Below are 19,515 nucleotides of genomic sequence, written 5' to 3'. Positions count from 1 at the left end.
GGATGGTGACCGGCGTTCATTCGGCCCCGCCGGTCTCCTCGTCCTCCAGTTCCTTCGCCAGGCGGCGCAGATGCGGCCCGTACTCCGGGTCGTTGAGCGCCGCCGCGAACTGGGCGGTGAGGTAGGCGAGCGGGTTGCCGGTGTCGTACCAGCGGCCGTGGATCACCTGGCCGTAGACAGCCCGGCTCGCGGCGTAGGCGTTGATGGCGTCGGTGAGGTACACCTCGCCGGTGCGATGGTCGTACCAACGCTTGGTCTGGTCACGGAGTTCGTCGATGATGCCGGGCGTGATGACGTAGCCGCCGATGGCCGCGTACGAGGAGGGCGCGTCCTGCGGGCGGGGTTTCTCGACCAGGCCGGTGATACGGAGCAGACCGTCGTCGAGGTCCTCCTTGACGACGGGGACGCCGTAGCGCTGCGAGTCGCCCGGGTCCATCGGCATCAGCGCGAGGACCGGCGAGTTGGTCGCCTCGTACGCCCTGATCAGCTGCTGGGCACGCGGGACCTCGGCGACGAACACGTCGTCGGGCCAGAGCACGAGCAGCGGCTCGTCGCCGATGTTGCGCGAGGCGTTGAGGACGGGGGTGCCGTTGCCGTACGGGCCCTGCTGGTAGAGGTAGGTGATGTGGCCGAGCCGGGAGAGCTCGCCGACCTCCTCCACGGCGTCCGCGTACGCCGACTTGCCGTCCGCCCGCAGCTGGTCGACAAGGCCGGGGTTGGGCCGGAAGTGGTCCTGGATCAGCCCCTTGTCACCGGACACCACGATGGTGATGTCGGTGATGCCGGACGCCACGAGCTCCCGGACGGTGTGCTCGATGACGGGCTTGTCACCGACGGGCAGCATCTCCTTCGGTGTCGCCTTGGTGAGCGGCAGCAGCCGGGACCCCAGTCCGGCTGCGGGAATGACTGCCCTGCGAATCGTGGCCATGGGCCCCCCTGTACGAAAGCGCGACGCGTATCCGCGGTCGCGGTCGTGGTGCGCTGTGCGTGGTCGTGTTGCGTGATCTTGCTCGGTGGTACTGCTCGATGGTGCTGCTCGGTGCTCACCCGTGCCTGTCGGCGCGAATGGTGTGACGCTACCAATGCGGCATGCCCCACGGCCGTGCCGCTCAGACCCCCGGGGTGCTTCCCCGGCCACGGTTCAGGCCCGGCGCGGCAGTACGGCGATCGCCGCCAGGGGTACGGCGGCCAGTATCAGCCACGGAACGGCCGCAGGCAGGCCGGTGTCGAGAAGAGTGCCGGTCAGCGAACTGCCGACCAGCACGATCAGGCCGGAAACCGACGACAGCGCACCGGTGTAGAGGCCGAGCCGGCCCTCCTCGGCGAGGTCGGGCACCCAGGCGCGGGCCACGGGCGCGACCAGCATCTGGCCGAAGGTGAGCAGGACGACGAAGCCGGCCGCGGGCAGCAGCCCGGCGATACCGGTCCACCCTGCGGGCCTGGCCAGCGCCACCACCGCGAACCCGGCGGAGATCAGCAGCATCCCGGCGACCATGGAGCGGCGCAGGGCGAGCCGGTCGCCGACCAGGCGGGTGACCGGCAGTTGGGCGGTCACGACGAGCAGGGAGGACAGGGCGAACAGCCAGGCCAGCGCGGTCTGTGAGCCCGTCGCGCGCTCCACCTCGTCGGGCAGCGCCAGATACAGCTGGTTGTAGGCGAGGAGATAGGCGCCGTACGCGCAGCAGAGTGCCAGAAATCGACGGTTGCGCAGCAGTGCGCGCACGCCCCCTTTCGCGCGTACGCGCTCCCGGCCGGGTATGTGCTGCGGGAGCAGCCAGGCGTGTCCGGCGAGGACGAGGACGAAGATTCCGGCGCCCGCGAGACAGACCACCCGGAAGTCGACAGACAGCAGCAGTCCGCCCAGCAGCGGCCCGACGAAGGCGCCCGCCTGCCCGGCGACGGTGAACAGCGCGAGAACCCGGGTGCGTGAGCCGTTGCCCCGCTCCTCCCAGACCACCGCCTGCCGGACGACCTCGGACTCGACGGCGGGCGAGAACAGCGCGGCGGCGAAGCCGATGAGGAGGACGGCGCCGATGACGGTCGCGGTGGAGTCGGCGTAACCGAGCCAGCCGAAGCCGGCGATGCGCAGGGCGCAGCCCGCGAGCACCACCGGCCGGATGCCGTACCGGTCGGCGAGCGCGCCGCCCACCACGAACAGCCCCTGCTGGCTGAAGGTGCGCAGCCCGAGCACGAATCCGACGAGCCACCCCGCCATGCCGATCGTGCGCCCCAGGTGCTCGGAGAGGAAGGGCAGGACGGCGAAGAAGCCGACGTTGAAGGCGAGTTGGGTCAGGATCAGCAGCCGCAGCAGCGGCGAGAGCCGCATCCGGGCGGGCGCCCCGTCGTCGACGGCGAGTGCGGGGCCGACGGTCACTGAAAGACCAACTCTCTTTTCTCCAGGCTTGGTTGGGTGGTGGCCCGCACCGGCTTGCCCCGCTGTCGCCGGACGGTGAGACCCGCCGCGGTCACCGCCAGGGCGCCGAGCAGGGCGAGTACGGCGGCCGGGGCGAGGACCGCCCAGGGAGCGCGTTCGGCGTACGGCTGGTTCTCGGCGAGGAGCAACCCCCATTCCGGGGACGGCGGTTGGGCGCCGAGGCCGAGGAAGCCGAGGGCGGCCAGGGCGAGGGCGACACCGGGCAGCCGCAGCAGGGCGTGCCGGGTGACCGGGGGCAGTGCGGCGGGCAGGAGTTCGTGGCGCAGGACGTACCAGCGGTCGGCGCCGAGTCCCCGGGTGGCCGTGACGTGCAGGGTGGCCCGTTCCTGGCGCAGCAGGGCGGCGGTGTGCGCGGCCAGCGGCGCCCATGCGACGGCGGTCACGGCGAGCGCGGGGGTGGCCCCGCCACTGCCCACGACCGCCGTGACCAGCAGGGCGGCGAGTACGGGCGGTATCGCGTTGACGGTGTCGACGAGCGGTCCGGACAGCCGGGGCACCAGCCCGAGGACCAGGCCGATGAAAAGGCCGGCGGCGCTGATCGCGGTGGCGAGCAGCAGCGTGTCGAGGGCGCCGTGCCCGACGCGGGCGAGGACATCACGGCCGAGGGCGTCCGTGCCGAACGGGTGCGCCCAGGAGGGGGGTTGGAGCCGGTCCCGGGTGTCCAGCGCGAGCGGGTCACGCGGCAGCCCGAGGGCGACGACGCCGAGCAGCGCACCGGCGTACAGCAAGGGCGGGGTGCGGCGGGCGGGCGGCGCGGGCCGGTGGAGGGAGGAGAGGCCGCCGTCGCGCAGGGCGGGGCCGATGAGCAGCCGGGCGGTGAGCCGGGTCGCACCCGCGGCAAGGGCGGCCAGCAGGACGAGCGCGAGGGTGCTCGCCTGGAGGACGGGCAGGTCCTGGGCGATGGCGGCCTGCAGGGCGGTGCGGCCGAGGCCGGGGATGTCGAAGATCTGCTCGACGGCGACCGAGCCGCCGGTCAGTCCGACGACGAACAGCCCGGCGTTGGGGAGCAGTGCGGGCAGACATCGCCGTACCGCCTGGCTCGCGATGCGCCGGGCCGGGATACCGCGTGCGGCGGCGGCCAGTGCCCAGGGCTCGGCGAAGGCGCCGGGCAGCAGATCGTCGAGGAGCCGCCCCAGGAGCGCGCCGGCGGGGAGGCCGAGGGCGAGGCCGGGCAGGATCGTCCACTGGAGTCCGTACCAGCCGAGGGCGGGCAGCCAGCCGAGCTGGACGCCGACGACGGTGGCCAGCACGGACGCGGTGAGGAACTCGGGCAGCGCGGCGACCATCGCCGACCCGCTGCCGCCGCGCCGACGCCCGCCGTCGTACAGCGTCCGGGCGCACACCAGCGCGGCGACGAGAAACGCGATGACCAGCGCCACCGCCATCAGCAGCAGCGAGGCGCCGAGCGCCTCCAGTACGTCCGGCATGACCTCGGCACCGGAGATCCAGGACCGTCCGGCGTCCCCGCGCGGCAGCCCGCCGAGCCAGTCACCGAGCAACCGCAACGGCCCGACGTCCAGGCCGAGTTGCTGCCGGATGTCGGCCAGTACGGCCGGGGTGGCATCACGCTCCGCCGACCGGGCCTTGAGCACGGTGAACGCCGGGTCGGTGCGGGTCAGCCAGGGCAGCAGGCCGATCCCGCACACGAGCAGCGCGGCGAGGAGGGCACGCCACAGCAGCGTGCCCGCACGTCCCCGCACGGGGTCAGCGCCGCGTTCCGGTACCGACCAGCGTGCGCTCGTACGGATCGAGGAGCACGCCCTGTACGTCGGCGTCGATGCCGGTGATGATCCGCTGGTGGACCAGCGGGACGACCGCGTCGTCCCCGAGGATCAGGGCCTCCGCCGCCATGGCCGCGTCCTGGCGCTCGCCGGTGTCCGCGACGCCCTCGGCCTTGGCGACGGCCCGGTCCACCTTCTTGTCGCAGAGCAGGGAGAGGTTGTAGCCGCCGTCGCAGGTGTAGTCGCTTGCGAGGACGGAAACGGGGTCACCGGAGTCGAGCATGGTGTTGCGGGCGGCGACGACGGCATCGAACTTCCCGGCCAGCAGGTCGCCTTCGAGGCGCGAGTACTCCCGTACCTCCAGCTTCACCTTGAAGCCGGCCTTCTCCAGCTGCTGCTTCAACACCTGGGCGGCTTCGGGGAGTTCGGGCCGGTTGTCGTACGTGGCCAGGGTGACGGAAGTACCGTCGGGCGCCGTCGCCTTCGCGCGCCCGGCGGGCTGGACGCGCTTGCCCTCGGCCCAGGTGAGTGCGGGGCCGTAGATGCCCTGGCCTGCGTCGGCGTGGCCTTCGTAGACACCGTCGGCGAGGGCGGAGGTGTCCACGGCGGCGCGGGCGGCTGCACGCAGTTTCGCGTCCTTGAAGACGCCGGACGCGGTGTTGAGGTGCAGATAGGTGGTGCGGGCCGTGGCGGTCTCGCGGCGGGTCGCCTTGTCGAGGGAGGCGGCCTGGGCGACCGGGATCGCCTCGGCGATGTCGACCTCGCCGGTGCGCAGGGCGTTGGCGCGGGCGGTGCCGTCGGCGATGAACCGGGCGTCGATCCCGGCGGCCTGGGCGCGTCCGCCCCAGTAGTCGTCGAAGCGGTCGAGGGTCGCCGCGGTGGATCCGGTGGTCTTCGTCAGCTCGAAGGGCCCGGTGGCGGTGCCGACCGGATCGACGGCGCCCTTCTTCGCGAACGCCTTGGGCGCGAGGACGACGAGGCCGGGGCTGGAGAGGCGCAGCGGGAGCACGGGGTCGGGCTCGGCGGTGGTGACGGATATACGTCCGTCGGCGGCGGCCTTCGCGGTGAGGGTGACGCCGGTGAGGGCGGCCGGCTCGGGCTCGGCCCTGGTAGCGCGGGTGAGGGCGGCGGCGACGGTGGCCGCGGTGACGTCGGTGCCGTCCTGGAAGCTCGCCTCGCGCAGCGTGAACAGCCAGGTGCGGTCGTCCTCGCGGGTCCAGGACTCGGCGAGCGCGGGCGCGGCGGAGCCGTTGGCGTCCAGGGCGGTCAGCCCCTCGGTGACGCCGAGGCGGCTGAGGAGGGTGGCGTCGGCACCGTACGGCGAGAGGTTCTCGGTGGGCGGGAAGGCGAGGGCGACCCGCAGCCGGGAGCCGGACCCGGCGTCGGACGACGAGTCGCTGTCGTCGTCGCCGCCGGAGGCGAAACAGCCGGTGAGCAGCGGGGAGAGCAACAGTCCGACGAGCAGTCGGCGACGGCGGGGGGTGCGCATGGTCCTCGGTTCCGTAAGAGGGATGGGATGGGGGTGGGACGGAGTGGCGCGGATGAGGGCCGCACAGAAACGGGAGCCTATCTGATAATCATTTCCAATAGCCACCCCGGGTCGACCCACCGGCGATCACCGCCCGCCCGCACCCACCCACACCCGCCTCCGCCCATCACCGAGGTAGCGGAACCTCGAAGTGCACGACACTCTGCCCGCCACCCGCACCCACTCCCGCACCCTCGCGCTCGTCGTGCACGACCTTGCCCAGCGACCGCCAGAAACCCTCCGCGCCGGTCACGGCCGGGTCCGTGTGCAGATACACGGCGCGATAGGCGCCGTCGGCCGCCGCGAAGGCCAGCAGTTCGGTCACGAGCCGCCGGGCCAGACCACGCCTGCGGTGCTCGGGGCGGACGTACACCCGGCGCAACTGCGCGGTGACGCCCGAGGGGTAGCGCTCGGCGACATGCCGCGGGTTCGGCGGGTGGAGGGGGCCGCGCGAGTCGAGCGCGGCGGTGGCCACGACGCTCGCGTCGAGCTCGTCGACCGCGACCAGGAGGGTATGGCGGACGGGCGTCAGATATGCGGACGCCGGGTCGATGATGTCGCCGTGCCAGCGGGGCACGTAGCCCGTCCCGAAGTCGCGGTAGACGGTGTCGAGCATGACGGCTCGCGCGCCGTCGAGGTCGCCGGGGGACGCAGCCCTGATGCAGTAGTCACGCACCTGCACATCATATGCATTTAATTTGATCGAACAAATAGTCGCCAACTCCACATCGATGCAGTCCAGTTGAGGGCGAGGCGATTTGACAGAGTCCCGGGCCGCATAAAAACTTGCCACATGACATTCATTTTCAAAACCGCTCGTAAAGAACGAGGAGCGGCCAGGTAATGCGCGTCGCGTTCGTCGGCAAGGGCGGCAGTGGCAAGACCACGCTGTCCGCCCTGTTCGCCCGCCATCTCGCACGCTCCGGCGCGCCCGTGGTCGCCATCGACGGCGACATCAACCAGCATCTGGCCGAGGCGCTCGACCCGGTCGGCGGTGAGGCCTTCGCCGCGCCCCCGCTCAGTGCCCACCTCGGTGACATCAAGGACTATCTGCGCGGCACCAACCCGCGCGTGGCGTCGCGCGAGGCGATGGTCAAGACGACCCCGGCCGGCCGGGGCTCACGGCTGCTGCGCCCGCTCGGTGACGACGAGATCCACACCCGGCACGTCGAACGGGTGGGCGGCGTACCGCTGATGGCGACCGGCGCCTTCGAGGAGAGCGACCTGGGCGTGGCCTGCTACCACTCCAAGCTGGGCGCGGTGGAGCTCTACCTCAACCATCTCGTCGACGGTCCCGGCGAGTACGTCGTCGTCGACATGACCGCCGGGGCCGACGCCTTCGCCTCCGGACTGTTCACCCGGTTCGACATGACGTTCCTGGTCGCCGAACCGACCCGCAAGGGCGTCTCCGTCTACCGCCAGTACCGCGACCACGCCCGCGAGTTCGGGATTCCGCTCGCGGTGATCGGCAACAAGGTCACCGGCGAGGACGACCTGCTCTTCCTCAAGGAGGAGACCGGCGACGACCTGCTCACCCACCTCGTCCAGTCCAGTTGGGTGCGCGCCGCCGAACAGGGCCGCGATCAGGGCGAGTTGGAGCCGCAGAACCTGCACGCGCTGAACCTGCTCCGGGAGGCCGTCGACGCCCGCCCCAAGGACTGGGCCACCTTCCAGCGGCACGCCGTCGAGTTCCATCTGCGCAACGCCCGGGCGTGGGCGGACCGGGCGACGGGCCTGAACCTGGCCGAGCAGGTGGACCCGGAGTTCGAACACGGACCTGCCGCGCTCGCCTGATCCGACCTCGGTCGCACGACCGCAGAACAAGCAGGAACGTAGGACGCCCGACCGCACAGACGAACAACCGCACGAACGCACGAACGCACAAAGACCAGAGAACAGGACACCCACACATGTCGCTCGACGTCTCCCCCCAGCTCCTCGCCGAAGCCGAGCAGGGTGACATCCGTGAGGACGACTTCGTCGAAACCGTCCGCACCTCGCTCCCCTACGCCTATCAGCTCATCGCCGACCTCACCTCCGAACTCCAGGCCGGCACAGCCGAGTTCGCCGACAACCAGACCCCGCCGCCCTCCGAGAAGGAGCGCGGTCAGCTGCTGCGGGCGCTGGCCAGTGACGCGATCCGGAGCAGCCTGGAACGGCACTTCGGCGTCGCGCTCGCCTTCCAGAACTGCCACCGGGTCGCGGCCTTCCACCCCGGCGCACAGAACGGCGCGACCTACGCCCGCTTCACCTCGCTGCGCTCGCAGATCCTCAACCAGTCGCCGGAGTTCCGCGACTGCTGACGCCCGGGCCCACGCCCGATGGTGATTCCCCGGGTACAGGGGAAACCGGAATCTCCGGGGAATCACCAGGGCACAGGCGGTGCGCCCGAGGGGTGGCCCGGCAGCGGCCGGGTGATTGCCCGTGGGACTCCGGAACACGCGGGGGTCGTGCCTCGTTCTCCTACAGGGACGTTCCCGCGTGCACTCCTGGAGAGGAAGTGAGCACGATGGCGACCGATACCGAGGTGACCGACGTGTTCGACCCGGCCACCGAGGACGAGAGCGATGCTCCCCTCCCCCGGCTGACCACCACGGGAGGCTCGGTCGACCAGGTGCGGGACTACCTCCGGCTCATCGCCCGGGTCCGGCTCCTCAGCGCCGAACAGGAGGTCGACCTCGCGAAACGGATCGAGGCCGGACTGTACGCGGAGCACAAGCTGCTGGACGACCCGCCCGAGGACCCCGTCCGCCGAGGGGAGTTGAAGATCCTCGCCGAGGACACGGAGCGCGCCAAGTCCCACCTCATCGAGGCGAACCTCCGCCTGGTCGTCTCCGTCGCCAAGCGCTACACGGGCCGCGGACTGCTGTTCCTGGACCTGGTCCAGGAGGGCAACACGGGCCTGATCAGGGCCGTCGAGAAGTTCGACTACACCAAGGGCTTCAAGTTCTCGACGTACGCGACCTGGTGGATCCGGCAGGCGATCTCCCGCGCGCTCGCCGACCAGGGCCGGACCATCCGTATCCCCGTGCATCTGGTGGAGGTCATCAACCGGGTGGCCCGCACCCGCCGCGAGCTGATCCAGGACTTCGGGACGGAACCCACGCCGGCGGAACTGGCGGACAAGGCGGGGGTTCCCGTGGAGCGGCTGCCCGAACTCGCCGCGTACACCAGGGAGCCCGTCTCGCTGCACACCGCCCTCGGCGAGGACGGCGACGGCGAGTTCGGCGACCTGATCGAGGACAGGGACAGCGTCACCCCCACGCAGATGGTCACCTTCCTGCTCCTCCAGGAGACCATCCAGTCCATCCTCGCGGAGATGACCCCGCGAGAAGCCGGAATCATCTCCCTGCGCTACGGCCTGTTCGGCGGCCGGAGCAGAACCCTGGAGGAGATCGGCCAGGTGTACGGCGTGACCCGCGAACGCATCCGCCAGATCGAGTCCAAGACGATGTCCAAGCTGCGCCACCCGTCCCGCTCCCAGGTCCTGAGGGACTACCTCGACGCCATGTGACCGGGCCGGCTCCCCTGTGGGTCGTTCCGGTCAGGCGGTGCCGAGTGCCGTACGGAGGGTGCCGATCGCCTGACTGATGGCGGCCTCGGCGGCCTGGGTCTCACGCAGGGCGTTGAGCATCACGAAGTCGTGGATGACGCCCTGACAGCGGACGGCCGTGACGGGTACGCCGGCCTCGCGGAGCCTGTTCGCGTACGCCTCGCCCTCGTCGCGCAGCACGTCGGCCTCGGCGGTGATGACCAACGCCGGCGGCAGTCCGGTGAGTTGACCGGTGGTGGCGCGCAGCGGGGACGCGGTGACCTGGGCGCGCTCGGACTCGTCGGTCGTGTACTGGTCCCAGAACCACTCCATGGCGTCCCGGCGCAGGAAGTAGCCCTCGGCGAACTGGTGGTAGGAGCCGGTGTCGAAGGCGGCGTCGGTCACCGGGTAGAAGAGGACCTGCTGCACCAGAGGCACGTCGCCGCGCTCCTTGGCCATCAGCGTCAGCGCGGCAGCCATGTTGCCGCCGACGGAGTCGCCGGCAACCGCCATCCGGGTCGCGTCCAGGTGGTGGTCGGCGCCGTCGGAGACGATCCAGCGGGCGACGGCGTAGTTCTGCTCGATGGCGACCGGGTAGCGGGCCTCCGGCGAGAGGTCGTACTCGGGGAACACGACCGCGGCCCGGGCTCCGACAGCCAGTTCACGCACCAGACGGTCATGGGTGTGGGCGTTGCCGAAGACCCAGCCCGCGCCGTGGATGTAGACGATCACCGGCAGCACACCCCTGACCCCGGCCGGCCGGACGATCCGTGCCCGGACCTCGCCGGTGGGGCCGCCGGTGACGGTGATCCACTCCTCGTCCACGGCGGGCTTGGCGATCTCGCCCGACTGCGCCTCGTCGACCGCCTTGCGGCCCTCGGCCGGACCGAGGTCGAAGAGATACGGCGGGTTCGCGGTCGCCTCGGCGAAGGCAGCGGCGGCGGGTTCGAGAACGGGGCGGACGGTGTCGGTCATGGTGATCTCCTCGGATCGGGTGCCGGTCGGACCGACTCCACCTGCGGTTTTCGCTGGGGAGCGGCGACACACCGGAAGAGTAGCGCTCGATTAAGTCGTGCACAACTTATTCGCACTCGATTAATTCGCTCTCAATAGAATCGAGGGGACGTGAACGGTAGGCTGAGATCGTCGTACCGAGCGCCCGTTCGGCACGAAACAGGCAGAGACCAGCAGAAACACCGGAGATCAGGAGTCGCACCGTGAGCGCAGCCGGAAGTGAACCGCCGCAGGAGGGCTCCCTGCTTCTCGACGATCAGCTCTGCTTCGCCCTCTACGCGGCCTCCCGGGCGGTCACCGCCCGCTACCGGCCACTGCTGGACGAGCTGGGCCTGACCTATCCGCAGTACCTGGTGATGCTGGCGCTGTGGGAGCAGGACTCGATCTCCGTACGGGACCTCGGTCACGCCCTGCAACTGGAGTCCAGCACCCTCTCCCCGCTGCTGAAGCGCCTGGAGGGCAACGGCCTGCTGCGCCGCGAGCGGCGGGCGGAGGACGAGCGCTCGGTCGCCCTCCGCCTCACCGAGGCCGGGGCCGCCATGCGCGACCGGGCCCACACGGTTCCGGTGGCCATCGGCGACGCGATGGGCCTGACGCAGGAGCAGGACGCGCTGGCCAAGCAGTTGCTCCGGCTGCTCACGGTCAACGTGAGCAGCAGCTAGCCCTGTCGCCGGTCAGCTCCGGGCCGCGGTCTCGGGCAGTGCGGGTGACGTCTCCGCAGCGGCCCGGGCGACACCGAGGGGCTTGGCGCCACGGGCGGCCGGTACGAGGAGGGCGGCCAGCGCGGCGGCCAGACAGAGCAGGGAGAGCAGCGCGAAGGCCTGGGTGTAGCCGGATTCGTACGGCAGACCCGACGACTGGACGCTGCCCGTCACCAGGATGCTGGTCAGCGCCGCCCCGACGGAGCCGCCGATGGTGCGGACGTTGGCGTTCATACCGGTCGCCGCGCCGGTCTGTTCGGGCGGGACGCTGCCGACGATCAGGTTGGCCATCGAGGCGAAGGCCAGTCCGATACCGAGGCCGAACACGCCTGCGACCAGGGCGATCTGCCACTGCTCGTCATGCCAGAAGGTGAGGAACCCACAGGCGAGAGCGCCGAGCGCGGCGCCGGCCGTGAGCAGCTTCTTGGCGCCCAGGACCGGCTCCAGCCGGCCGCTCAGCACGCCCGAGAGGAACATCGCGACCAGCATCGGCAGCATGAGCAGTCCGGCGGAGGTGACGCTCGCGCCGAAGCCGTACCCGGCGGAGCGGGGCGTCTGGACGAAGCCGGGGAGGAAGGACCAGATCGAGTACATGCCCGCACCGAAGAGCAGCGCGGCCGTGTTCGTCGTCCGCACGGCGGGCAGGCTCATGATCTTCAGGTCGATGAGCGGGGTGCGGGACCGCGCTTCGGTGAACAGCCAGAGCACGAACAGCAGTACGGCAGCGGCGAACAGGCCGACGGTCCGCCCTGAGCCCCAGCCCCAGCGCGTCGCCTGACTGAGCGGCAGCAGCAGGGCGACCAGCCAGCCCGACAGCAGTACGGCGCCGAGCCAACTGACGCTTCCCACAGCCCTGTTGGGCGACTCGGGAACATAGCGCAGGGCGATGAGCGTGGTGACGGCGACGACGCCGACGGGCAGCCAGAAGAGCCAGCGGAAGCCGAGTGCGTCCACGATGGGCCCGGCGGCCACCATGCCGACACCTCCGCCGGCGGCGATGACGGCGGACAGGTTGCTGATGCTTCCGCTCACCTCACCCGGCGGGAACTCGTCGCGGATGATGCCGAACGACAGCGGGAACAGCGCACCGCCGGCGCCCTGGAGGACCCGGGCGAAGATCAGTACGCCGATGTTCGGCGCGAGCGCGGCGAGCAGACAGCTGAGGGTCACCACCACGAGCACGGCGACCAGCGTGCGTTTCTTGCCGATCAGGTCGCCGACCCGGCCGAGGATCGGGGTGAAGACCGAGGCGGACAGCAGGAAGGCCGTCATCACCCAGGTCGCCGTGGACTGCGAGGTGTCCAGGGCCTGCTGAACCGTCGGCAGGGCCGGCGCGATCAGCGACTGGAGCATGGAGAACACACCGGCACCGGTCGCGAGGACGGCGAAGGTGAGACGGGTGGCGCGAGTGGACTTGCGGGGCATGGCAGAAATCTCCGAACAGAGATGGCGGAGCCTTGAGGGGTACGGGAACGAGCACGGGCACGGGTGCGCGTTCGCGCACGTCGGCGAGGCGCTCGGCTGTATACGTGCCGACGCGTCGCAGGGGGAACGCACCCCGACTGCTAAAGTGGAGGTGCGCCTCCACTCTACCGGAGGCGCACCTCCGCTTCAAGAGCGGAGGCTCGCATCCGTTTCGATCGGGCCCGGCGTTCGTCCTGCATCCGCCCGGCCAGGGAGGCATCCGTGCCGGCACAGCCGTACCCCGTCAGCGACTTCGTCGCGGCTCAGCGCCCGCACCGCAAGGACGCCGCGCGCAACTACGACGCCCTGCTGTCCGCCGCACGCGAGGCGTTCGCGGAGCACGGCTCGGCGGCCTCCCTGGAGGACATCGCCCGGCGCGCGGGCGTCGGCATCGGCACGCTGTACCGGAACTTCCCCACCCGCCGCCATCTCTTCGAGAGCGTCTACGCGGACGAGGTGGACGCCCTCTGCCGGTTCGCGCTGGACGTCGCCGAACTGCCGCCGTGGGAAGCGCTGACCGCGTGGCTGCGCCGCTTCGTGGGCTACACGGTGACGAAACGGGCCGTCCGAGAGGCCCTCGACCACGAGTCGGAGATCTTCCTGGCCTGCCGGGAGTCGATGTACCAGGCGGGCGGCCCGCTGTTCGAGCGGGCGCAGCGGGCCGGGGAGGCGCGTACGGACATGAGCTTCGACGACCTGGTACGCATGCTCGCCGGCATCACCTCGACGAACTTCCTCGACGACACCCAGCGTGACCGCATCCTCGCGGTGGCCCTCGACGGGGTTCGCGTGCACGTCACCCCGTAGTCATACGTTCGTCGACTCCGGTTCGGCGAGTCGCTCGTGCGGCCGTGCGGCCGTACACACGATCCTGACCGCACGGGCGCGACCACCCGGGTGCGACCGGTACGACGCGAGTCCGTACAGTCCCGCCCAGGCCCAACCGGTCCCGTTTCGCCTCGCCCGCCCTGTCCCGCCCAGGAGCCACCGGAGCACCATGCCAGCCGACGACAGCACATCGAACAGCGACCCGTCCGACAGCCCGTCGAGTACGACCGGCACATCCAGTACGTCCAACTCATCGGATACACCCGACACACCCGCTGCGGCCCCCGTCGTCGGTACGCAGGCACGCGCGACCGCGTTGCTGGGCCGCCCCAAGCTGTGGCTGCTGCCCACCGTCCTGACCGGGCTGCTCGCGCTGTTGCTGTCGCTCCTCTACATGGGCGGCATCGTGAGCCCCAACCGCGACCTGCACGACCTGCCCATCGGCATCGTGAACGCCGACCGGGGCGCGCCGCTGCCCGGGCAGAAGGAGAACCTGGGCGCCCAGATCGTCACCGCGATCACCACCGACACCTCCAACGGCGACAAGGCGGAGTGGCGTGAACTGAGCCTCGCCCGGGCGCAGGACGAGCTGGACTCGGGCAAGCTCTACGGCGCGCTGGTCGTACCCGACGGCTTCACCGCCTCGGTCGCCGCGCTGACCGGCACGAGCGCCACCGCCCGACCGGCGCTGACCGTGCTGACCAACCCCGGCAAGGGCAGCCTCGGTTCGTCCCTCGCCAGTCAGATCACCACGCTGGCCGCGCACCAGGCCTCACAGACCATCGGCAAGCAGTTGACGGCGAGCGCGAAGGGGGCGAGCGCGACGACGAAGCTGCTGCTGGCCGACCCGGTCACCGTCACCCCGCAGGTCGGTCACCCCATCGGCACCCACAGCGGCCTGGGCCTGAGCACCTTCTACTACACGCTGCTGCTCGTGCTGGCCGGATTCCTGGGCGCCAACGTCATCAGCAACGGTGTGGACACCTCCCTCGGCTACGCCGACAACGAGATCGGCCCCTGGCACACGCGCCGGCCCACCGTGCCCGTCAGCCGTACCCAGACACTGCTGCTGAAGATGGGCATGACCGCCGGGATCACACTCCTGAGCGTCTCCCTGATCATGGTCGCCACCGTCGGCATCCTCGGCATGGACGCCGACCATCTGCCCCTGCTCTGGCTGTACTCGTACTGCGCCACCCTCGCCGTCGGCCTCGGCGTCCAGGCGATCAACGCGGCGTTCGGCGGGATCGGGCAGCTCGTGTCGATGTTCGTGTTCATCGTCCTGGGCCTGCCGTCGTCCGGTGCCACGGTCCCGCTCCAGGCGGTCCCGGGCTTCTACCGCTTCCTGTCCGTGTTCGAGCCCATGCGCCAACTCGGCGACGGGGCCCGGGCGATCCTCTACTTCGACGCCCGCGGGGACGCCGGGCTGACCCGCGCCTGGATCATGATCGCGATCGGCGTCGTACTCGCGCTGCTCTTCGGCTTCGCGATGGCCCGCTACTACGACCGCAAGGGTCTCAAGCGCCTCACTCCGCGGCCTTCCTAGGTCGAACCGGACGCCAGACGTTGCCCGTTCACCCTTCCGGGCGGCGGCCTCCGGCTGACAGACTCACCAGGGTGCCCGACTTCGACATGCTTGTCATAGGATCCGGCCCGGGCGGCCAGAAGGCTGCCATCGCGGCGGCCAAGCTCGGCCGCCGGGTCGCCGTCATCGACCGCCCCGACATGGTCGGTGGGGTCTCCATCCACACCGGCACCATCCCCTCCAAGACGCTGCGCGAGGCGGTGCTCTACCTCACCGGCCTCACCCAGCGCGATCTCTACGGCCAGAGCTACCGCCTCAAGGAGGACATCACCGTCGCCGACCTGACCGCGCGCACCTCGCACGTGGTCAGTCGCGAGGTCGACGTCATCCGCAGCCAGCTGTCCCGCAACCACGTCTCCCTGTTCGCCGGCACCGGCCGCTTCGTCGACGGCCACACCGTGGCACTGCACGAAGTGACCGGCAACGAACGGCTGTTGACTGCCGAGCACATCGTCATCGCCACGGGGACCCGGCCGGCCCGGCCGGACACCGTCGAGTTCGACGAACGCACGATCATGGACTCCGACAATGTGCTCAACCTCGAAGGCGTGCCGCGTTCCATGGTCATCGTGGGTGCCGGGGTGATCGGCATGGAGTACGCCTCCATGTTCGCGGCGCTGGGCAGCAAGATCACGGTGGTCGAGAAGCGGGCCGGGATGCTCGACATGTGCGACGTCGAGGTGATCGAGTCGCTGAAGTACCACCTGCGGGACCTGGCGGTCACCTTCCGGTTCGGGGAGACGGTCGCGGCGGTGGAACGTCACTCCCGGGGCACCCTCACCGTCCTGGAGAGCGGCAAGAAGATCCCCGCGGACGCCGTGATGTACTCGGCGGGCCGACAGGGCCTCACCGACGAACTCGACCTCGACAAGGCCGGCTTGTCCGCCGACCGGCGTGGCCGGATCACGGTCGACGAGCACTACCGCACCGAGGTGCCGCACATCTACGCCGTCGGCGACGTCATCGGCTTCCCGGCCCTCGCCGCGACCTCGATGGAACAGGGCAGGGCGGCGGCGTACCACGCGTGCGGCGAGCCGGTCGACGGAATGCACAACCTCCAGCCCATCGGCATCTACACCATCCCCGAGATCAGCTTCATCGGCCGGACGGAGGACCAACTCACCGAGGAGAGCATCCCGTTCGAGGTGGGCATTTCCCGCTACCGCGAACTGGCCCGGGGCCAGATCATCGGCGACTCCCACGGCATGCTCAAGCTGCTGGTCTGCCCGGAGACCCGCAAACTCCTCGGCGTCCACTGCTTCGGCACCGGAGCGACCGAACTGATCCACATCGGCCAGTCCGTGATGGGCTGCGGAGGCACGGTCGACTACCTGGTCAACGCGGTCTTCAACTACCCGACGCTCGCGGAGTCCTACAAGGTGGCAGCCCTGGACGCGACGAACAAGCTGCGCCAGATCGACAGGTTGCGGGACTGAACAACGTCGTAGCGCCGAGACGCCGAGTACGGCTGGGCTTCCCTGAGAGGCTCAGCCGTGCACGGCGTACCGCACGAACGAGGTCCAGCCGTCCCACCGACCGTAGAGAACTCTGGCCACGGTGAACGGCTGTGCTCCCTTCGGTCAGCTCGCCGCGCTGCCACGCCGTTGTTCGGGGCGAGCCGGCGCGATGATGGTGGGAGCACATCCGAGGGGTACGAGGCTGTCCGCCCCCAGGACTTGGCAGCGCGTCAGGCCGTGCCGGGACCACAGTGCGGCCGTCCACGCGCAGAGCAGAGCGTCGATGAGATCTTCACGATGCTTGTAGTCGACAGCCCGCTGGGGCGAGGGCTCGTCGAGCAGTCGACGGGACACCGGATGCGAGGAGAGGAGCAGAGGCGGATCGGCGGCGGCCAGGCCCGCCATGCGCGCGATCAGCTTGTCGCACTCCTCCGCCCGGACCGCTCGCCACTGCGCCGTCGGCACTCGCGCGGGTCGGCGCTTGTAGGTGGGGCGTTCCTGGTCGTAGCCAAACTCCGAGGCCCCGACCAGGGTTGTGTACGGATAGCACTCGGACATGACCAGGCCGCCCGCCGGCGGACCACCCCTGCCGTCGTCGTAGACCCAACCGGACTGCTGAAGCCTTTCCCGCAGGAGAACGCCGGCCTGGCGGGGTGAACTCTGGTTGGTGCTGTTCGCGCTCACCTTCCAACGGCCGTACCTCCGGCCGACCTCCCGCTCGCACAGCCGCTGTCCGGCCGGATTGTCGACGACCAGCGGCGCGTCGACAAAGGCGAGGGTCGATCCGTCGACGACCGTCCTGGCAAGCCACGACATCGTCCCTTCGAGCCCTGACGTCCAGCCGCAGTCGATCACCACGCCATGCCCGTCGACGGCAGCTACGCCGGTCTCGTTGGGCTTGGTACCGGTTCCGCCCAGCGCCCAGGCGAGGTCGATACCGATGAACCGCTCAATCCCCATGTGTCGGTAGTACCAGAGAGCCCGCCACCGACGTGACCGGGTGCGCTCTTCTTCACCGATGGCGAAAGCCCCAGAAACGACGAAATACCGGCGAGTACATTGACTCGACCGGTAGTTCGTGAAGGCTCAGGACGCTCCGCGAACGTCCCTTACATGTGTCCGAGGGGGGACTTGAACCCCCACGCCCGATAAAGGGCACTAGCACCTCAAGCTAGCGCGTCTGCCATTCCGCCACCCGGACCAGGTGTCTGTCGCTTCAGGGGTGTTCCCTGCGGCGACATGACCAACGATACCAAGCTTTCGGACTGGCTTTCACCTGCATATCTCTCACCGCGAGCGACCGGGCGGCTACGGGATGTCCCAGGTCCGGGGCTACTTCTCCCGTTCGTGGTACATCTTCCGCGTGTGTTCCGTGTGGGCCCGCATGACCTCGGTCGCGCGCCGCTCATCGCGGTCCGCGATCGCCGCTATCAGGTCGCGGTGCTCGATCCAGGACTGCCGGCCGCGCTGCCGGGCGACCGGCGTGTAGTACCAGCGCACCCGGCGGTCGACCTGTGCCGCCAGTTCGGCGAGGACCGTGTTGCCGGCCAGCTCCATGATCTTCGCGTGGAGCCGGGCGTTCATGGCGACCGCGGCGTCCACGTCGTCGTCGGCGACCGCGCGCTCACCCTCGGCGCACATCTCCTCCAGCACCGCGATGGCCGAGGCGCCCGCGTTGGCCGCCGCGAGCCGGGCCGCCTCGGCCTCCAGCAGGGTGCGTACGGTGAGGAGTTGGTCCGCCTCCGCCTCGGTCGGTTCGTGTACGAAGGCGCCCTGCGCGGGCCGCAGATCTACCCAGCCATCCGTGTTCAGCCGCTGGAGCGCCTCGCGCACCGGCTGCCGTGAGACCCCGAGATGCCCGGCGAGTTCACTCTCGACGAGATGCTGCCCGGGCTGCAGGGCACGGGTCGTGATCAGTTCGAGCAGGGCCTCGTACACCCGGTCACGCAACGGGCCGGGGCGTTCGAGCTTCGGCACCGCGCCCTGCGGCAGTCCTGTCGTCGACAACATCACAGCCCCTCCTCCGCAGCGTCGTCGCCACGCGTGTGAGAGCCAAGTATGAATTGGCTTTCGCCTACAGTCTACGGCGCACAAAGGCCCGGAAACCCAGCTCACGCCGCACGGGTGGCCGCGCGGGCCCGGGCCCAAACCCTTGCTGCCAGCAACTCCATCCTGTAGACAATATTTCGTCGACACTTTTCGACAGTTCCGCGGTACACCCTCGACCGAACGGAGCGCCACCAGTGAAAGTCGCCATCCTCGGCGCCGGAGCCATCGGCGCCTACGTCGGCGCCGCCCTGCACCAAGCAGGCGCCGACGTCCACCTCGTCGCCCGTGGACCGCACCTCGCGGCCATGAGGCGAGACGGCGTACGGGTGCTCAGCCCACGCGGTGATTTCACCGCCCATGCCCACGCCACCGACAACCCCGCCGACATCGGCCCCGTCGACTACGTCTTTCTCGGGCTCAAGGCAAACTCGTACGCGGCGTGCGGGCCGCTCATCGAGCCGCTGCTCCACGAGTCCACCGCCGTCATCGCCGCCCAGAACGGCATCCCGTGGTGGTACTTCCACCACCACGGCGGACCTCACGACGGCCAGCGCATCGAGAGTGTGGACCCCGGCGGCGCGGTCAGTGCGGTGCTCGCGCCGGAGCGGGCCATCGGCTGCGTCGTGTACGCGGCGACCGAGCTGGAAGGGCCGGGCGTCGTCAGGCACCTGGAGGGGACCCGGTTCTCCGTCGGCGAACCGGACCGCACCCTTTCCCCGCGCTGCCAGGCCTTCAGCGAGGCCATGCAGGCCGGCGGGCTGAAATGCCCCGTCGAGCCCGATCTCCGCAACGACATCTGGCTCAAACTCCTCGGCAACATCTCCTTCAACCCCATCAGCGCGCTCGCCCGCGCCACCATGCGCCAGATGTGCCACCACGGCGGTACCCGTCAGGTCATCCGGACCATGATGGAAGAGACCCTCGCCGTGGCCGAAGCGCTCAACTGCCGCATCGGCATCTCCATCGAACGCCGCCTGGCCGGCGCCGAACGCGTGGGTGACCATCGCACTTCCACCCTCCAGGACCTCGAACGAGGCAAGCCCCTCGAACTCGACGTCCTCCTGACCGCCGTCATCGAACTCGCCGACATCACCGGCGTGGACGTCCCCACACTCCGGACCGTCCACGCCATCAGCGACCTCCTCGCCCTGGGGACCGCCGCATGATGCCGGAGTAGCGGTCGAGGCATGGTCGGTCGACAG

At 70.2% G+C, this 19,515-nt stretch carries 17 protein-coding genes and 1 tRNA gene; 8 read left to right on the top strand and 10 right to left on the bottom strand.

The genetic code is table 11. The annotated features are described in order from the left end of the window. Positions 1–16 precede the first annotated feature (16 nt). From STRTUCAR8_RS03785 to STRTUCAR8_RS03765, 5 genes are all read right to left on the bottom strand, one after another. Positions 17–928 carry a UTP--glucose-1-phosphate uridylyltransferase gene (locus STRTUCAR8_RS03785; protein ID WP_006374094.1) on the bottom strand — a complete coding sequence of 304 codons (912 nt, stop codon included), beginning with the start codon at positions 926–928 and terminating at the stop codon, positions 17–19. A 213-nt stretch (positions 929–1,141) separates the two neighbouring features. Continuing rightward, positions 1,142–2,326 (bottom strand): MDR family MFS transporter, encoded by a 1,185-nt coding sequence (locus tag STRTUCAR8_RS03780; protein ID WP_100247485.1) that lies wholly within the window; start codon positions 2,324–2,326, stop codon positions 1,142–1,144. Between the two features lie 44 nt (positions 2,327–2,370). Further along, positions 2,371–4,134 (bottom strand): ABC transporter permease subunit, encoded by a 1,764-nt coding sequence (locus tag STRTUCAR8_RS03775; RefSeq protein ID WP_006374086.1) that lies wholly within the window; start codon positions 4,132–4,134, stop codon positions 2,371–2,373. A 4-nt stretch (positions 4,135–4,138) separates the two neighbouring features. Continuing rightward, the gene (locus STRTUCAR8_RS03770) at positions 4,139–5,644 is read right to left on the bottom strand and encodes an ABC transporter substrate-binding protein (protein WP_006374089.1); all 1,506 of its coding nucleotides are present in this window, start codon (positions 5,642–5,644) and stop codon (positions 4,139–4,141) included. Positions 5,645–5,810: 166 nt separating this feature from the next. Next, positions 5,811–6,359, bottom strand: coding sequence for a GNAT family N-acetyltransferase (locus STRTUCAR8_RS03765; protein WP_078507103.1), 549 nt, complete (start codon positions 6,357–6,359; stop codon positions 5,811–5,813). Positions 6,360–6,526: 167 nt separating this feature from the next. Here STRTUCAR8_RS03765 and STRTUCAR8_RS03760 point away from each other — a divergent pair, with 167 nt between their 5' ends. From STRTUCAR8_RS03760 to STRTUCAR8_RS03750, 3 genes are all read left to right on the top strand, one after another. Continuing rightward, complete coding sequence (locus STRTUCAR8_RS03760) at positions 6,527–7,477, top strand: ATP-binding protein (RefSeq protein ID WP_006374093.1); 951 nt, start codon at positions 6,527–6,529, stop codon at positions 7,475–7,477. Between the two features lie 116 nt (positions 7,478–7,593). Continuing rightward, positions 7,594–7,986, top strand: a complete 393-nt coding sequence (locus STRTUCAR8_RS03755; RefSeq protein ID WP_006374088.1) for an SCO5389 family protein — start codon at positions 7,594–7,596, stop codon at positions 7,984–7,986. Positions 7,987–8,192: 206 nt separating this feature from the next. After that, positions 8,193–9,197 carry an RNA polymerase sigma factor gene (locus STRTUCAR8_RS03750; protein ID WP_006374087.1) on the top strand — a complete coding sequence of 335 codons (1,005 nt, stop codon included), beginning with the start codon at positions 8,193–8,195 and terminating at the stop codon, positions 9,195–9,197. Positions 9,198–9,227: 30 nt separating this feature from the next. Here STRTUCAR8_RS03750 and STRTUCAR8_RS03745 read toward each other — a convergent pair whose 3' ends face one another. Continuing rightward, positions 9,228–10,190 carry an alpha/beta hydrolase gene (locus tag STRTUCAR8_RS03745; RefSeq protein ID WP_006374082.1) on the bottom strand — a complete coding sequence of 321 codons (963 nt, stop codon included), beginning with the start codon at positions 10,188–10,190 and terminating at the stop codon, positions 9,228–9,230. A gap of 242 nt (positions 10,191–10,432) precedes the next feature. Between STRTUCAR8_RS03745 and STRTUCAR8_RS03740 the strand changes: the two genes are divergently transcribed. After that, positions 10,433–10,891: a MarR family winged helix-turn-helix transcriptional regulator gene (locus tag STRTUCAR8_RS03740; RefSeq protein WP_006374080.1), complete on the top strand. Its 459-nt coding sequence runs from the start codon at positions 10,433–10,435 to the stop codon at positions 10,889–10,891. 12 nt (positions 10,892–10,903) lie between these two features. On the opposite strand, the gene STRTUCAR8_RS03735 is transcribed toward STRTUCAR8_RS03740, so the two are convergent. After that, complete coding sequence (locus tag STRTUCAR8_RS03735) at positions 10,904–12,355, bottom strand: MFS transporter (RefSeq protein WP_006374096.1); 1,452 nt, start codon at positions 12,353–12,355, stop codon at positions 10,904–10,906. Between the two features lie 261 nt (positions 12,356–12,616). Between STRTUCAR8_RS03735 and STRTUCAR8_RS03730 the strand changes: the two genes are divergently transcribed. The 3 genes from STRTUCAR8_RS03730 to sthA all read left to right on the top strand — a co-directional run bounded on the left by STRTUCAR8_RS03730 (position 12,617) and on the right by sthA (position 16,243). Continuing rightward, positions 12,617–13,201: a TetR/AcrR family transcriptional regulator gene (locus tag STRTUCAR8_RS03730; RefSeq protein WP_006374091.1), complete on the top strand. Its 585-nt coding sequence runs from the start codon at positions 12,617–12,619 to the stop codon at positions 13,199–13,201. A gap of 190 nt (positions 13,202–13,391) precedes the next feature. Next, positions 13,392–14,768: a YhgE/Pip domain-containing protein gene (locus STRTUCAR8_RS03720; protein WP_006374095.1), complete on the top strand. Its 1,377-nt coding sequence runs from the start codon at positions 13,392–13,394 to the stop codon at positions 14,766–14,768. 71 nt (positions 14,769–14,839) lie between these two features. Then, positions 14,840–16,243 (top strand): Si-specific NAD(P)(+) transhydrogenase, encoded by a 1,404-nt coding sequence (gene sthA, locus STRTUCAR8_RS03715; protein WP_006374081.1) that lies wholly within the window; start codon positions 14,840–14,842, stop codon positions 16,241–16,243. 144 nt (positions 16,244–16,387) lie between these two features. Here the strand turns inward: sthA and STRTUCAR8_RS03710 are convergent, their stop codons facing one another. The 3 genes from STRTUCAR8_RS03710 to STRTUCAR8_RS03700 form a co-directional block, all read right to left on the bottom strand. Next, the gene (locus STRTUCAR8_RS03710; RefSeq protein ID WP_006374084.1) at positions 16,388–17,224 is read right to left on the bottom strand and encodes a DUF429 domain-containing protein; all 837 of its coding nucleotides are present in this window, start codon (positions 17,222–17,224) and stop codon (positions 16,388–16,390) included. 156 nt (positions 17,225–17,380) lie between these two features. Then, positions 17,381–17,465: transfer RNA gene (locus STRTUCAR8_RS03705), tRNA-Leu, on the bottom strand. Positions 17,466–17,596: 131 nt separating this feature from the next. Then, entirely contained in the window at positions 17,597–18,274 is a 678-nt protein-coding gene (locus tag STRTUCAR8_RS03700) for a GntR family transcriptional regulator (protein ID WP_179200502.1), read from the bottom strand. Positions 18,275–18,507: 233 nt separating this feature from the next. Between STRTUCAR8_RS03700 and STRTUCAR8_RS03695 the strand changes: the two genes are divergently transcribed. Continuing rightward, positions 18,508–19,479: a 2-dehydropantoate 2-reductase gene (locus tag STRTUCAR8_RS03695; RefSeq protein ID WP_006374085.1), complete on the top strand. Its 972-nt coding sequence runs from the start codon at positions 18,508–18,510 to the stop codon at positions 19,477–19,479. The last annotated feature ends 36 nt before the right edge of the window (positions 19,480–19,515 follow it).

This window comes from Streptomyces turgidiscabies Car8, assembly GCF_000331005.1.
GTDB lineage: Bacteria > Actinomycetota > Actinomycetes > Streptomycetales > Streptomycetaceae > Streptomyces > Streptomyces turgidiscabies.
This window is presented reverse-complemented; position numbering and strand designations above follow the sequence as displayed.